Here is a 13,431-nt window from a genome sequence, read left to right as displayed (position 1 = left end):
ACACACTACTATTGTGCGCTACTTTTTGGCGTCCCGATGAGTAGCTTGTTACGCGATAATTCCACAAGTTTGTCATTGATTTCTTTTAGTTGGAACTCATCATTTACGGAATTTTTAACTTCATCAAGTGCTATTTTATACGCTACATTTAAGGCATCATCACGTGACGCTTCAATATGAGGCTTAACGCCAACTGATTCCCAATTTGTTTTTGTTATTGGATTGATTGCCTTAGCTATAGGAATACCCGCTCTAAAACCATCTCCTAATTCATAAAACTGCCAAGGATTTGCTCCACCTTTCGTTGTTTCGCCCACTAAAGTGGCTCGATTAAGGTGCTTTAAGTTATAAGCAAACTCTTCTGCCGCTGAAAATGTATCACTGCTAGTTAGTATGTATATGGGTGTAGCTAAATTGATTGAACCATTAACGTCATCAAAGGTACGAAACTCACGGGTGGTATCAGTGGTTCGCCAATAAATACTGTTTAAATGGGTATTAGGTTTTAAAAAATGGCTACTAATAAACTGCACCATTTCAGCACTGCCACCACCGTTTTTACGCAGATCAAATATAAGAGCATCTACATTAGAGACAAATCCCATTACGCCTTTTACTACTTTTTTTGAATCCTCTGATAATGCATCAAATCCCCAAAAGTCTACATAACCTATATTTCCATCGAGTATTTCAACCCGATTAAAGCCTGAGTTTTTTCGGCTTAATTTGTCAAACCAAGGTTCACGCGTTGTTTTATCATTTTTTATCTCATTTGGGTTTCGCCATTGCACCGTAAAGTGCTTGTCAAATTTTTGTAATTCTGTGGTAAGTGAAGAGGCTAATTGTTCTTGTGACTGGCTATTAGTAAATGCAGGGCTAGTTTTAAAATTTTCAAGAGCGCTTGAAATTTTATCTACCTTTTTTACTTCAACATATTGTTGCTTAATATTGTCTGTAAGCGATTTTAATATATTATTTTTATCAGCATGACTGATGTCAGCATGTGCCAAAGGAGACAAAATAACAACACATGCCCCTATAATACAATCCCTAATTTTCATTTTACTTCCTCTGTTAATATGATCGAATAATGCCCCATTCAAGGGATTTTAATTGTTGGCTAGAATAACGAACGCAGTGAGAAAAGCCAACTGTTAGACGTCCATTTTTATGCATTTGTTAGGATTACTCAATTACTTAGGTCACGCTCTAAAGTGCTCATATCTGCTATATTAGGCGGCATTTACCCTGTGAGTATTTGGTATTTTTAGCAATGAGTGATGTATTATTTCTATAATAAATCAGCGAGATTGGTGTGCAAATAGGATTAAGCCCTAAAAAAAAGGGGGGGGGAGAGCTTTGCAGGTGGCATTGAGTTATATGCACAGCGAATTTCTGGCCACTCAGTTAAACATTTAAATGGGTTTCAAAGACAGAAGCTTATGTTTGCGGTTGTGATTGATCGTCATCAGACGTTTTTCGTAGTGTCTTTTCTGGCACTTCTTTCATGAGCAATATGATCAGGCCTAAAAGCTGAATAAATATGGCGAACTCTTTAATTTTAGCAATGGTTGAAGACTCTGCATTTTTTTTGGCCTCTAGCTGTCCAATCTCTAGAACGAGTCCTGCTCTATAAGTTCCAGAGGTACGTACTAACTCAATCTGATGCGCTTGTAATTTTTTATAGGCCTGCTTGTCGCCACTACTTGCGTTTTCTTGCAACGTGATGAGTGATGAAATTTCAGGCTTGGTGATACTTAGCCCATTAGCCTCTCTTAGCATCAGGATGATTGGATATAGTGATGCAGAGTAAACAGCATCCCATTGTTGCTGAATTTCTTCATTTTGAAAATCACTGTACCTGACAACCGTACGGGTTAAAGTTGCAAACTCGCTACGGATCTGCGCTTGTGTATAAGCGCTGTCAGCACGCGCTAGAGCTAACTTCTTTTCGGCGATTTTCTCAGAGTACTTATTTAAAGATGACTCTAAACTCGTGACCCAAATACCAGAAATGGCTGACGAGCCTAATATTAGTAATCCACCAATTACAGCAAATACCCAACTTTTCATTGATAACCCAACTATAACAAAGGTGTCACAGCTTACCTTAATTGGTACTTTACGGGTAGCACTGTGCTATGAACTTAAGCTGCTTTGAAGTGCCGTTGTCAAGTAAAAGCTTGGTGTCAGCCTTTTTGCCCAAAATCAGCTTCGGCATTATCAAGCAGAGTAAAAAAGCCTTCTTCATCTTTGAGCTGTAGCAAAATTGAGATGTAGGCTACTTGTACTTCTTGGGGCTCTTGGTTGAAACTCGCTCCGATTGAAAAAGACGCTTGTCTTTTGATGCCATCCGAAAATAATTTTTGTGTTTCCACAAAATTTTTAATAGCGATGTCAGATAGCTTAAAGGTGTATTCTGTGTTGGCAGGTTGTGATGAAAAGAAGCCGTCTAGCGCAGCGATTTTATTTTCATTTTCAAGCACGAGTGGAAATGTGAAGTTTCTAAACCCTTTTTCATTTTCTAGGCTAAGGGATAAAGTGATTTTTGCTAAATCTAATGAGAGCGGCTCAGACAACCTTATTTTTGAGCGGATCTCTACAGGGTTTAAAGCTACAAAGCTTTGTTCATTGAAATTGCGAAGCTCCAGCATGGTCGAAATGGGTATACTGGTACAGCCAGATAAAACCAGAACCCAAAAAACGAATAAAAACTTTATCATGATCTCTCCATGCTTTACCGCCCATGCCCACTTAAGCGAACAAAAATATTTGGTTAAAATGTACAGGGGAGCCTAATCAACTGTTTTGTTCCGTTTTAAGTGATTTCAAGGTGACTTGCCCACTATATTTGTTGATATACTCTAAACGGAAATGCCTTCCAGTAAGCTACATCAACGCCATCACTTTTACTATATTTTTCAAAAAGTTCTTTACGAACTTTATACATTGAAACTGCTGGGGAATCCCCTGATTTCAAGTTTGAAAAGAACCCTTTTATTGTTGCACTTGAAGAGCCTCCAGCTTCGTTACTAAATAGTGGGGCTATAAAAAACTCATTTCCGTAATCTTGTAGCTTCTTTAAAAAATCAATTGAAGAGCCCATCTGACATGAGTCCAAGTAAATAAGTTTACTTTTAAAGTGTGAAAAATCGTTGGCGCTAAGCCACTGCTCGTTAAAAGTCATTCTGGCGCTTGAGTCAGTTCTTACACCATGAAGGCTAAATAACAATACGTCAAAGGGACCCGACTCGACAAATTTACTATAGCTCAAGTCCTCCATTTTATAGTGGCTGTTATTTAAGATAAATTTACTTAAATATGAAGCGGCATTTTCTGGATCTGCAGTATGATCAGAAATTGATAAACCGCTCCAACTCTCTGAATAAAAACTTTTTTGTGTTACAACAACGTTGTTATAGCTATATGAAATAGGATAGTGAAGGAAGAGAGGTTTACCTTCATATGGGATTAAGCCCATAGCATAGCGAACAGAATTTTCATCAACAATAAAATGTATTTGTTTAGCTTTTTTTAGCAACCCATTAATGGGTTTTAAAAATAAATCTTCATAGTGAGAAATCCGCTTATCTACACTTTCTTTTGTTACTTCCCAAGTATCTAATTCATTCCACAAATGGCTAAAATCTAGATTGATTTTAGTTTTAGACTCTTTAACTTTATAGGTTAGATGTTCACCCATAAGGTTAGCTTTAACTACAATATTTTCATTTACCGAGAATACTTTCAGATAGAGAACACTTGCTTCATCTGCGAAAACAAACTGAGAAAAGAAGCAGGACTGAACGACTAAAAACAACAGAATCTTTTTAATCAACCTAAATACCACCAATTTATTATTAAACGATTACAACACCCGCAACGCCGCTTTTCTCTGGCGCCAAAGGGAGGAGCTAACTGATTTGTTAGATTACTCTTTCATAACTAGTCTGATAGGCTTACAGTTTGGGCGAGCTTGAATCACAATACACCCAAATAATTCCAAAATCACCACACACCTCAAAGCCATTTTCAATTGCTTTTACGTACTCAAACTCACCTAAACTGGTTGATTCTGTATCTGGATCGAAAAGCATTTGAATTGCTAAATCTGAAAAGTCGATAGTGATAGGTGAATTGTCAGCGTTGAAAAAACGAACATTGATAGAGTTGAAACCATCGTGGTCGTGAAGCACCTCAAACTTAAGCTCTTTCCTGTCTTGAGGTGCTGCAATTTTTATTACATTTTTACCAAATAGTCGATTCATCTATGTACTTATAACGTTTCAGTTAGGTGTTGATATTGCTTGGCTTCACCATTGAGCGCAGCGAACCAAGTCAAACTTTATCAATCCGAGCGTCAATTCGCTTGTCAGGTACACATTAATCACCATACTCAGATAAGTACAGCTTTATTCCTAAGTTTCCCATAATTGTCATCGCTTTAGGTTATAAAATCGCACCACCACCACAAGCATTTTCTCTAATACTGAAACCAATATCAGCCACGTAATTAGCAGGAGTTAAATTTAAAGGGTTTTCGAATAACCACGTTTCAAGTTCTATGATTTGAGTTGGAAGATCCCAGCTTTCTCTCGCAAGGTGTGCTAGCCGTTCATTAGATTTTTCAACTTTGATGTAAATCGGCACCTAACCTCCTTATATTCTTAACGCTGCAATGAAGAGTAATAAGCTTGGCTAAAATAAACTAAGAATGAGCGCAAGCCTGCTTAAATATCTTGAAAAGTTGTATCTATCGGTAAGTATAAAGAACCTTACCAATTCCTACTAAACAGTACTAAAAGTACTAAACAGAACACCTACTTTAAAAACGAGCTAGTGAGATCCTTTTTCTATTGGCGATATCCACTTTGTGATCATATTACCAAAAATGTACCTGTAATTGACCAGCAAGTTGGGGTGGGTGTCCATTTAAGCACAACACCACATGGGTATGATTGCTCATTACCGCATATGCACACACATCTATACAAAATACTTGCGCTAAAAACAACAAGCGTTCTTCAACCCAACCTCTGCGATGTTCATACGATTTACCTGTGAGTTTATCTTCACCGCACAAAAATGCGCGCCTGACACAGCGTGACATACAGTGATAATACGGAGTATCTGACAAACTGATTTGCCGCTTCCTTGCTAATCCCATCGTTCACTCCTTGAACTTAAGAATTTGAAATGTTTTTTGAAGAACTAAAAGCTTAGACAACCCTTCCCAGCATTCAAGTTGGGGTGGGTGTCCGTCTAAACACATATTTTAAACAGTTTTCTCGTTATAAATTTATTACACTAAACCCACTTCAGTAGCTTTAGAAATATATCCTAATTTTAATCTTTCATCTGCAGCTGAAAATGTATTTGTAGATTTCCCTGAAACTTTAATACAAGAACCAACAGCAGCCAGAGTAGTCATTATTGGCATAGTAAAACCATTTGATAGAAAATCTATAAGCGCTCCTGATGTTCCAGCCAAAGCCATATCTGTACCATTTAGATTTAGCTCAACTGACAAATCAAACTTACTTGTTGTTTTGTACTTTTCACCAGAAACCTTTTCAAGTCCTTCAATTTCCTTTTTTAGCCTTGAGAAAATGGATTTAGCTTCTAAAGAAGGATCTGGTGAGATTAAAATTTCTTTATACAATTCATCAAGTGTAGAATGCAAAGCTTCAAGTTCCGCGCTTCTTCTTTCCTTAAATTCAAGTATCTCATTGATGTTTGTGTCTTTATTTGGAACTGGCAGTGCACCAGACAAGTCAACACGAATTGTGTTGTTATATTTTGACGTTTCTTTAGGTAAGAAGATTTGATTACCGGGTTGGTGAACTACCCAATCGGTGTTGGAGTCTTTTAACATTAACTCGGCAATTTCGCTTTGCCCTTTAATTATAGCTTCACCTACCTCGTGACCAGAAAAACTACCAATATGACTTGTTCTTGGTCGCCATAAGGCTTTACAGTTAATCAAGTCTTCCTCATCTGGGATACCAAAATGTATTAGGTTATTTGTCGGAATTATAATTTTATCCCAATACATTAAGTAGAAACGGATATCTTCAGGCGTCAAGTTTGAGCTTAAACTAAATCCTTGCATTTGGAACTGAATATTCCCAGCGACAGTAATTAAACCTCTGTTCAAAACAACTCCCTAGTTGAAAATTCATAACAACTTATCCCCCAAAATATCCAAATTAAAACAGACATAACGGGCTGTATTACGTGCTTTTATCTTTCCACCAAAACGGCGGTTCATAATGTTATAGGACAAAATCTGGCGTTTGGTATAAAAGCAGACAAACTTTATCTTTATCAGTGCTCGTTCCACGTTCGTTTATGTCGATCAGAACCCACTTAACCCAACGCTCTACAATGCTTATGTCTGCTATGTTCGGCGGCTTTTACCCTGTGAGTGTTTGGCTTATGGTTCAAGAAGCAGAGTGTTATTACCCCTATAAATCAACGAGTTTGGTGATGTTAGCTACCGCTTTACTTGGTTGAGTTTGTGCTCTTCAAACTTTGTATTGTCGCTGTGCTTTGCGTTCTAACTAGCGTCACTCAACGTTGTGTTGAATCACGGTCTTTTTCAATGGTGAACCTATAGAGCCAATGTTTTGGTCACTTTTGCTACGCCTTGTGGCTAGGTTAATATCGGTGTATGAGCACTTTTTGGGTTTGAAAAATACGGGTATATGGGGTAAAAAAGAGTTTATTAAAAGGAGTTTAAATATGGCGTATGAAAACGTTCAGTACGGTTATTCAATGATAGCGGTGCTGGTTATTGTTTTATTACTCGTGGTGTATTTTGTAAAAGCGCAGCCGGTGGCTTTATATATCACGGCCTTTATTGTGTTGGCTGTGATGCTGAATTTCTATAAGTTGAAAGTCACTGTAGATGCTTCTTCTGTAAGCTGGGAAATGGGGGTTGGTCTTATCAATGGCAGCATTGCCGTCAATGACATCAAAGAAGTAACCGTGGTTGAGAGTCGCTGGGTGACAGGGTGGGGAATTCGAAAAATCAACAACGGGACATTATATAATGTGTCGGGTTTTGACGCCGTTAACATTGCTCTACATGATGGCTCAGTGATTCGCCTGGGCACAGATAAGCCTGCTGAACTTAAGCAAGCTATTCAGACGGTCAAATCTCGTTAACCCGTCCACACCAAGTATCAAACAAAAAATAAGGCCAGATAGAGATCTGGCCTTTATTACAAGTAGTAGGAGACTTGTAAATTTACAGATTGAAGGTGCGTGACACGCTCAGTACGATACGCTCATCAGCGGTATCATAATCTAAACTGGTGTTTTCAGCCGCCACTTCAAAATTGAAGCCCTCATAGCTGGTTTGATAAGCCAAACGGTAGTGATGATAAGATTTATCACCGGCATCCCACATGTACTTCTCGCCATCTAATGAATTTGATACATCAAAGCTTGCGCGTAGTGTATGGCCTTTGGCAATTTCTACGCTGTGAGCAACCATGGCAATGGTGTGGCCCGCATCAGTACCGAAGTAATCCCAGCTGTACCAGAAGTTAAACTCGGTGTGGCCCAATGAATTGGTATAGCCAAACTTTGAGTAAATCTCAGGGTAATTACCATCGCTTGAGCTGCTGTCACCGTGATAGGTGTAATAAGCGATACCATAGTCTACGCTCCAGCTATCGTTAAGCTGTACGTATTTACCTAAGTATGCATCCCACTCAAGGTTAGTGTCGCCACCAAAATCTACATTTGAGGCCCAAGTACCCGCATAAATGCCATCGTCAAATGCGTAGTCTAAACTAGCTTGAAGGGCTGGGTCGTTTTGCGTTTGACTTACACCATTAAAGGTATAGTCAGATGCGCCAGTCACAGTGGTAGACCAATTTGCTGCCGCATGTGTTGAGGCGAGTGCCAGTGCACTGAAAATAAGCGTTCTAGTTGTTGTCATGTTGAATTCCTTAGCTAGCAGTTTCAATTTTGCTGTAGTCAATTTTGTTATCTTTGGGTGAACTGTCGATTTGGCTAACCGTTTTGAACTTGTTGTAACCAATATAGGCTGCACAAGAGAAGAACAAGCCTATCACCAACGCACCAACCCATTGAATTTGTAAAAACTCGAGTTTAAACAGTAAAGTTAACAATGATAGGGCAATAATATTAAATAACATGTAGTTACGTAGGCCCAAACGTTTTACCGTTAGATTCAAGTTATCGGTATATAGGCGAATGAGTGAATCAAGAGAATTGATCACAAATACTATCCCTACAAATACCATAGCGAAGTTTTTAATACCCGCAGTCGAAATTCCCGCTTCATGGTAGTGATAAAGCACACTAAACCAGATAGCGATAGGAATCGAAGGGAACACCAACATGGCTGCCAATACTTGATAAGTTTTTAGTCCACCTACAAAGCGAGATGTAAACTGACCAATCATGATGCTCCAAGCAAACCACCAGAACAGATAAAACTCATGGTAATCGTTCAGCGGTAATACAAACTCGTTGATGTGGGTAAAGTAGTCTCCAAGCATCGCAAATTTGTTAGCGAAACTGCTCATGGCACTGTCACCGAATAGGAATGCTGCGCACCACATATATGCAATTAAAGCCATAAACAACCAAGTGGTTGAAATACTTAAAAAACGAACGTACTTCAAACTGGTGCTTGAATAAACCGCAAAGCAAATTGCCGCAAAGACCAACAAATAAAATGTTGGAATAATAGAACTACCATCTCCAACCTCTGGTAAATACCAGGGCAGGTTTGTCAGCAGCAAATATGCTGTAAAGGCACAGGTGCCAATAATGATCACATTATTGACTAATTTCACCCAAGGAATTTCAAAGAACTTCACTTTGGGTTCTATTACGCAGAAATAAAAGCAGGTAAGGAAATAAAATCCCCAGATTAAAAACCCCCAAAAGCCAAACTCGATGGCGAGTGGGTTTGCAAACGCATACTCTGGGCTTGCTTTTATGTCTGCGTAACCCGCAAACTCAGTAAGTGGAAACATTATCAGTCCGACATCTAAGCCTGACGTAAACAAAATGGCGATAAAGGTAAAAGTTTTAACAGGTGTGACGCCAACACACTCTAAATTTCCCCATTTAAACAAAATTAAAGCGATTGCCAATAGGGTGAAAATGATACCTGCACTAAGCCATAAGGTCATTGTCACCCTCCCAAAATAAGTAAAAGTAACTCATTGTTTCTCCGTTTTTTTTCTTAGTCTCGCATTAATGCTTAAGGGGTTGAGGCCAAGCTAACCCCCTTGGGATAACCAATTTATCCCGCACGCCACTGCAAGTCCCACCTAGGTATCACTACCTAAGCGAGTGGCAAATCTAGATCTCCGAACTGCGTTGTAGTTGTTGCCATTTGGGCTCCATTGCAACCGCAGCGTTTTGGTTAGTTAAAGGTGTTTTCCCCAGAATATGGTCGGCCGCTTTTTCAGCCACCATGATTGTGGGTGCATTTAAATTTCCGTTTGGTATGGTTGGGAAAATTGACGAATCAACCACACGTAAACTATTGATACCATGTACTTTGGTTTGTGAATCAACCACCGCCATGTCGTCTTCCCCCATTTTGCATGAGCAAGAAGGGTGGTAAGCACTTTCAACGGCTTGGCGTACAAAAGCATCAATTTGTTCGTCAGTTTGTATCTCTTTACCAGGTTGAATTTCGTCATCGCGAAACTCATCAAAGGCACTTTGTTCAATGATCTCTCGCGTTAAGCGCACGCACGCTCGAAAGCCTTCGATGTCCTCTTGTGCTTGTAGGTAGTTAAACAAGATCTTAGGTGGCTCATCGGGATTGCTTGACGCAATCGTGACTGCACCGCGGCTCTTAGGCTTGTTATGACCCACATGAACTTGGAAGCCATGACCATCAAACGCACTTTTACCATCGTAGCGAATCGCTGCAGGTAAAAAGTGATATTGAATATCAGGCCATTCAACGCCCGGTTTCGAGCGAATAAAGGCACATGATTCGAAATGGTTGGTAGCACCCAGACCATCTTTTGTCAGTAGCCAGCGCGCACCAATTAGGCCTTTAGAGATAAGCCCTAGTTTACCATTTAGAGTAATAGGTTGTTTGCATTTGTACTGGAAGTAAAACTCCAGATGATCTTGCAAATTCTGGCCAACGCCCGGCAGGTGGTGCTGTACTTCAACACCCGCTTGCTCAAGTACTTTGCTATCGCCAATGCCAGAGAGCTGTAGTAAATGCGGTGAACCGATTGGCCCTGCACTTAAGATAACTTCTCTGCGCGCATAGGCTTTTTGAACCTTACCTTTAATTTTAAACTCAACGCCTTGCGCTTGTTTATTGTTTAATAAAACCCGTTGCGCTTGTGCGCCTGTGACAATAGTTAAGTTACCGCGACGTTTAATTGGGTCTAAATATGCACGGCTGGCTGAACAACGACGGCCATTTTTCACCGTCATATGCATGGGGCCAAAACCTTCTTGCTGTGCGGCGTTATAGTCATTTGTTTTTGCGTATCCGGCTTGCTCACCGGCTTCGATAAAGGCACGGTATAATGGGTTAGCCATTTCATTACCGTTGTTTACACCTAGTGGCCCTTCAGAGCCTCGGTGCACATTCTCACCCAAATACCAAGATTCAGCCTTTTTGAAATAGGGCAGGCAAGACTGGTAGTCCCAGCCTTGAGCGCCATGTTGTTGCCATTCATCAAAGTCTTTGGCATGACCTCGTACATACACCATCCCATTAATTGAGGATGAGCCACCGAGCACCTTGCCACGAGGGCAATGCATTGTTCGGTTATCTAAATATGGCTCTGGCTGCGTGTGAAACTGCCAAGCGTATTTGTCGGTGTTCATCGGAATCGATAAAGCAGTAGGCATTTGAATAAAAATGCTCTTATCACTGCCACCAGTTTCCAACAACAACACCTTGTGCTGGCCATTTTCAGTGAGTCGGTTGGCCAGAACGCATCCTGCGGAGCCTGCACCAACTATGATGTAATCATATTTTTGGTTCATGGTATCTCCTGTTAAAATGGGCTTTCGATTTTGTTCATACCGACATACACCGATTTGGTTTGGGTGTACTGATCTAATGTTTCAATGCCGTTTTCTCTACCAATTCCTGAGTGTTTATAGCCGCCTACAGGCATTTCAGCAGGAGAATTGCCGTATGCATTGATCCAGCAGATCCCAGCTTCAAGCTGGTGAATAACTCGGTGAGCACGTTGTATGTCTTTGGTAAATACGCCTGCGGCAAGACCTAAATGGGTGTTGTTGGCACGCTTGATCACGTCTTGTTCATCGTCAAACACCAACACACTCATCACAGGGCCAAAGATCTCTTCTTTGACGATGGTCATGTCATCGTGACAGTCAACGAACACCGTTGGCGCAACAAAGTAGCCATTGGGCGCAGATTCAGGGTGCAGTGCATTACCACCAGTTAGCAACTTAGCTCCTTCTTCAACGCCCTTAGCAATGTAGTTTAAAACCAATTGCTGATGAGGCTTTGAGATAAGTGCGCCAAGGTTAACCTCGGGGTTCATTGGGTCGCCAGCGATAATGTTGTTTTCTGTGCGGGTCTTAAGCTCATTGATGAACTGCTCGTATACATTTTTATGTACATAAACGCGTGTGCAGTTGGTACAGATCTCACCTTGCGTGTAGAAGTTACCTAACATTGCCGCACTGACTGCTTCGCTAATATCTGCATCATCAAAAACCAGTAGTGGAGATTTGCCACCCAGTTCCATGGTTACATCTTTGAGCGTACTTGCGGCGCTGCTCATGACCTTTTTACCTGTACCTACTTCACCAGTGAAAGACACTTTTTCGATATCAGCATGGGCGGTTAACCACTGACCAACTTGCGCTGCGCCCTGAACCACGTTGAATACGCCTTCAGGTACGCCTGCTTCAACAAAAATTTCAGCCAGCTTCAATGCACCCAGCGGAGTTTCTTCCGAAGGCTTAAATATTAAGGCATTACCAGCTGCAAGGGCGGGGCCAGACTTCCAACAGGCGATTTGCAGTGGGTAGTTCCAAGCGCCAATGCCAGCACAGATCCCCAGCGGCTCTTTGCGAGTGTAATAAAAGTCATCGCCTACCATTTGCTGTTGGCCAACTTGTGCAGGCGCAAGGCCGGCAAAATATTCGATAACATCCGCACCGGTTTGTACATCGACACACTCGGCTTCTTGCCAAGGCTTACCCGTGTCGAACACTTCTACTTTAGCTAACTCATCGTTGCGCTCACGCAAAAGTGCCACGGCTTTTAATAAAATGCGGCTACGTTCAATAGGAGCCATTGCTGACCAAACTGCAAAGCCTTGCTTGGCACTTTCAATTGCGGCGGTTTGGATTGACTCATCGGCAACTTCAACACGGTAAATTACTTCATCGGTGGCAGGGTTTTTTACTGCAAAACTCTCACCACTTTGGTTTGCCATGTAGCGACCGTGGATAAAATTTTGATAAACAGGCGCATTGCTTTGTTGGCTGCTCGTTGTCGTCATATTAGGCTCCATAATGGCTTATCAGTGAACGAACATACTGTTTTGCCAGTTGTTCACTGTATTTAAATTGGTCTTTATCTGATTGGCTCAGTACGGCGCGTAGCCATAAACCGTCAATCATGGCCGCGCTCAACTGTGCTGCTAGTCTTGCGTTATCGGCACTCATCAATTTTCTAAATGAACTAGCAAGATTGCTATACAAGCGCTTGCTATTTACGTTTTGTAGTCGGTGTAGTTCGGGGTCATGCATTGACTGCGCCCAAAAGCTCAACCACGTACGTGTGGTATCTTTACGCTGCTGTACGAGGGCAAAGTTGGCTTCAATGATGAACATTAGCCGTTGCTGCGGTGACGTCGATTCTGTCACTTGAGCCATCAATGAATACTTAAGGCTCGACAACAAGTAGCGGACTGTGGCTTCTATCAAACCTTGCTTACCACCAAAGTAGTGGCTGATTATCCCTGAAGATAATCCCGCTTTCTTGCTAATGCTGTTAATAGTAGTACCTTGTAAACCCAGCTCAGCAACCGACTCTATTGTGGCCTTGATAAGCTGTTCTCGGCGTACAGGTTCCATTCCGACTTTAGGCATATTTTTATTAATTGAACGTTCAATAAAAATAAAGGTTAAAGAGATGTGCCGCACATTTCAATGTTGACATTTGCGTTTTAGCCGTTCTTCGTGTTTTTTTCTGATGTATAAATTATTGATATTATTAGGTAAAATCGGCGTCAAAATTAATTGGAATATTTTTTAATCAAGAGGTGGGGTTGTATGGGTTTTCACCAGAAATAGAGTAAATATTCGCAGGTCTATAAATTTCTAAGCCCAGTGAAGCGGTGACAAAATAACAGGTTTTGCTGTTTTTGCTAATGTCACTCGTTTAGGGTGAAGGGATTCTGAAACAAGTTC

At 40.8% G+C, this 13,431-nt stretch carries 13 protein-coding genes and 1 pseudogene; 1 reads left to right on the top strand and 13 read right to left on the bottom strand.

Translation table 11 applies throughout. The features are described 5' to 3' along the window. Window positions 1-8 precede the first annotated feature (8 nt). From BIW53_RS18930 to BIW53_RS18895, 8 genes and pseudogenes are all read right to left on the bottom strand, one after another. A complete protein-coding gene (locus BIW53_RS18930) occupies window positions 9-1,061 on the bottom strand; it encodes a S41 family peptidase (RefSeq protein WP_070993592.1) in 1,053 nt (350 codons plus the stop codon). Between the two features lie 379 nt (window positions 1,062-1,440). Next, window positions 1,441-2,073 carry a hypothetical protein gene (locus BIW53_RS18925; RefSeq protein ID WP_070993591.1) on the bottom strand — a complete coding sequence of 211 codons (633 nt, stop codon included), beginning with the start codon at window positions 2,071-2,073 and terminating at the stop codon, window positions 1,441-1,443. 116 nt (window positions 2,074-2,189) lie between these two features. Continuing rightward, window positions 2,190-2,723, bottom strand: coding sequence for a hypothetical protein (locus tag BIW53_RS18920; protein WP_070993590.1), 534 nt, complete (start codon window positions 2,721-2,723; stop codon window positions 2,190-2,192). Between the two features lie 122 nt (window positions 2,724-2,845). Further along, window positions 2,846-3,838 carry a hypothetical protein gene (locus BIW53_RS18915; protein WP_070993589.1) on the bottom strand — a complete coding sequence of 331 codons (993 nt, stop codon included), beginning with the start codon at window positions 3,836-3,838 and terminating at the stop codon, window positions 2,846-2,848. Window positions 3,839-3,959: 121 nt separating this feature from the next. Beyond that, complete coding sequence (locus BIW53_RS18910) at window positions 3,960-4,268, bottom strand: hypothetical protein (RefSeq protein ID WP_070993588.1); 309 nt, start codon at window positions 4,266-4,268, stop codon at window positions 3,960-3,962. 181 nt (window positions 4,269-4,449) lie between these two features. Beyond that, on the bottom strand, window positions 4,450-4,650 hold the full coding sequence (locus BIW53_RS18905; RefSeq protein WP_245699484.1) for a hypothetical protein: 201 nt from the start codon (window positions 4,648-4,650) through the stop codon (window positions 4,450-4,452). A 289-nt stretch (window positions 4,651-4,939) separates the two neighbouring features. Next, a pseudogene (locus tag BIW53_RS18900) lies at window positions 4,940-5,167 on the bottom strand (transposase); the annotation flags it as partial. A gap of 135 nt (window positions 5,168-5,302) precedes the next feature. Continuing rightward, window positions 5,303-6,157, bottom strand: coding sequence for a DUF6236 family protein (locus BIW53_RS18895; protein ID WP_070993586.1), 855 nt, complete (start codon window positions 6,155-6,157; stop codon window positions 5,303-5,305). A 587-nt stretch (window positions 6,158-6,744) separates the two neighbouring features. On the opposite strand from BIW53_RS18895, the gene BIW53_RS18890 reads away from it, so the two are divergent. Next, window positions 6,745-7,170: a hypothetical protein gene (locus BIW53_RS18890; RefSeq protein WP_139158889.1), complete on the top strand. Its 426-nt coding sequence runs from the start codon at window positions 6,745-6,747 to the stop codon at window positions 7,168-7,170. A gap of 82 nt (window positions 7,171-7,252) precedes the next feature. On the opposite strand, the gene BIW53_RS18885 is transcribed toward BIW53_RS18890, so the two are convergent. From BIW53_RS18885 to betI, 5 genes are all read right to left on the bottom strand, one after another. After that, window positions 7,253-7,951 (bottom strand): TorF family putative porin, encoded by a 699-nt coding sequence (locus BIW53_RS18885; RefSeq protein WP_070993584.1) that lies wholly within the window; start codon window positions 7,949-7,951, stop codon window positions 7,253-7,255. Between the two features lie 10 nt (window positions 7,952-7,961). Beyond that, window positions 7,962-9,179 carry a choline transporter gene (locus tag BIW53_RS18880; protein ID WP_070993583.1) on the bottom strand — a complete coding sequence of 406 codons (1,218 nt, stop codon included), beginning with the start codon at window positions 9,177-9,179 and terminating at the stop codon, window positions 7,962-7,964. A 172-nt stretch (window positions 9,180-9,351) separates the two neighbouring features. Then, complete coding sequence (gene betA / locus BIW53_RS18875) at window positions 9,352-11,019, bottom strand: choline dehydrogenase (protein WP_070993582.1); 1,668 nt, start codon at window positions 11,017-11,019, stop codon at window positions 9,352-9,354. A gap of 11 nt (window positions 11,020-11,030) precedes the next feature. Continuing rightward, window positions 11,031-12,530, bottom strand: coding sequence for a betaine-aldehyde dehydrogenase (gene betB / locus BIW53_RS18870; protein WP_070993581.1), 1,500 nt, complete (start codon window positions 12,528-12,530; stop codon window positions 11,031-11,033). Continuing rightward, a complete protein-coding gene (betI, locus tag BIW53_RS18865; RefSeq protein WP_084228288.1) occupies window positions 12,520-13,110 on the bottom strand; it encodes a transcriptional regulator BetI in 591 nt (196 codons plus the stop codon). The genes betB and betI overlap by 11 nt, the downstream gene beginning before the upstream one ends. Window positions 13,111-13,431: the final 321 nt, after the last annotated feature.

It is taken from the genome of Pseudoalteromonas byunsanensis, from assembly GCF_001854475.1.
GTDB classification, from domain to species: domain Bacteria; phylum Pseudomonadota; class Gammaproteobacteria; order Enterobacterales; family Alteromonadaceae; genus Pseudoalteromonas; species Pseudoalteromonas byunsanensis.
This window is presented reverse-complemented; position numbering and strand designations above follow the sequence as displayed.

Bases quoted from the DNA above. Each gene is read 5' to 3' on its own strand.
- BIW53_RS18920 (WP_070993590.1), bottom strand. From the start codon at position 2,723: ATGATAAAGTTTTTATTCGTTTTTTGGGTTCTGGTTTTATCTGGCTGT.
- betI (WP_084228288.1), bottom strand. From the start codon at position 13,110: ATGCCTAAAGTCGGAATGGAACCTGTACGCCGAGAACAGCTTATCAAG.
- BIW53_RS18910 (WP_070993588.1), bottom strand. From the start codon at position 4,268: ATGAATCGACTATTTGGTAAAAATGTAATAAAAATTGCAGCACCTCAA.
- BIW53_RS18890 (WP_139158889.1), top strand. From the start codon at position 6,745: ATGGCGTATGAAAACGTTCAGTACGGTTATTCAATGATAGCGGTGCTG.
- BIW53_RS18930 (WP_070993592.1), bottom strand. From the start codon at position 1,061: ATGAAAATTAGGGATTGTATTATAGGGGCATGTGTTGTTATTTTGTCT.
- betB (WP_070993581.1), bottom strand. From the start codon at position 12,530: ATGGAGCCTAATATGACGACAACGAGCAGCCAACAAAGCAATGCGCCT.
- BIW53_RS18885 (WP_070993584.1), bottom strand. From the start codon at position 7,951: ATGACAACAACTAGAACGCTTATTTTCAGTGCACTGGCACTCGCCTCA.
- betA (WP_070993582.1), bottom strand. From the start codon at position 11,019: ATGAACCAAAAATATGATTACATCATAGTTGGTGCAGGCTCCGCAGGA.
- BIW53_RS18880 (WP_070993583.1), bottom strand. From the start codon at position 9,179: ATGACCTTATGGCTTAGTGCAGGTATCATTTTCACCCTATTGGCAATC.
- BIW53_RS18925 (WP_070993591.1), bottom strand. From the start codon at position 2,073: ATGAAAAGTTGGGTATTTGCTGTAATTGGTGGATTACTAATATTAGGC.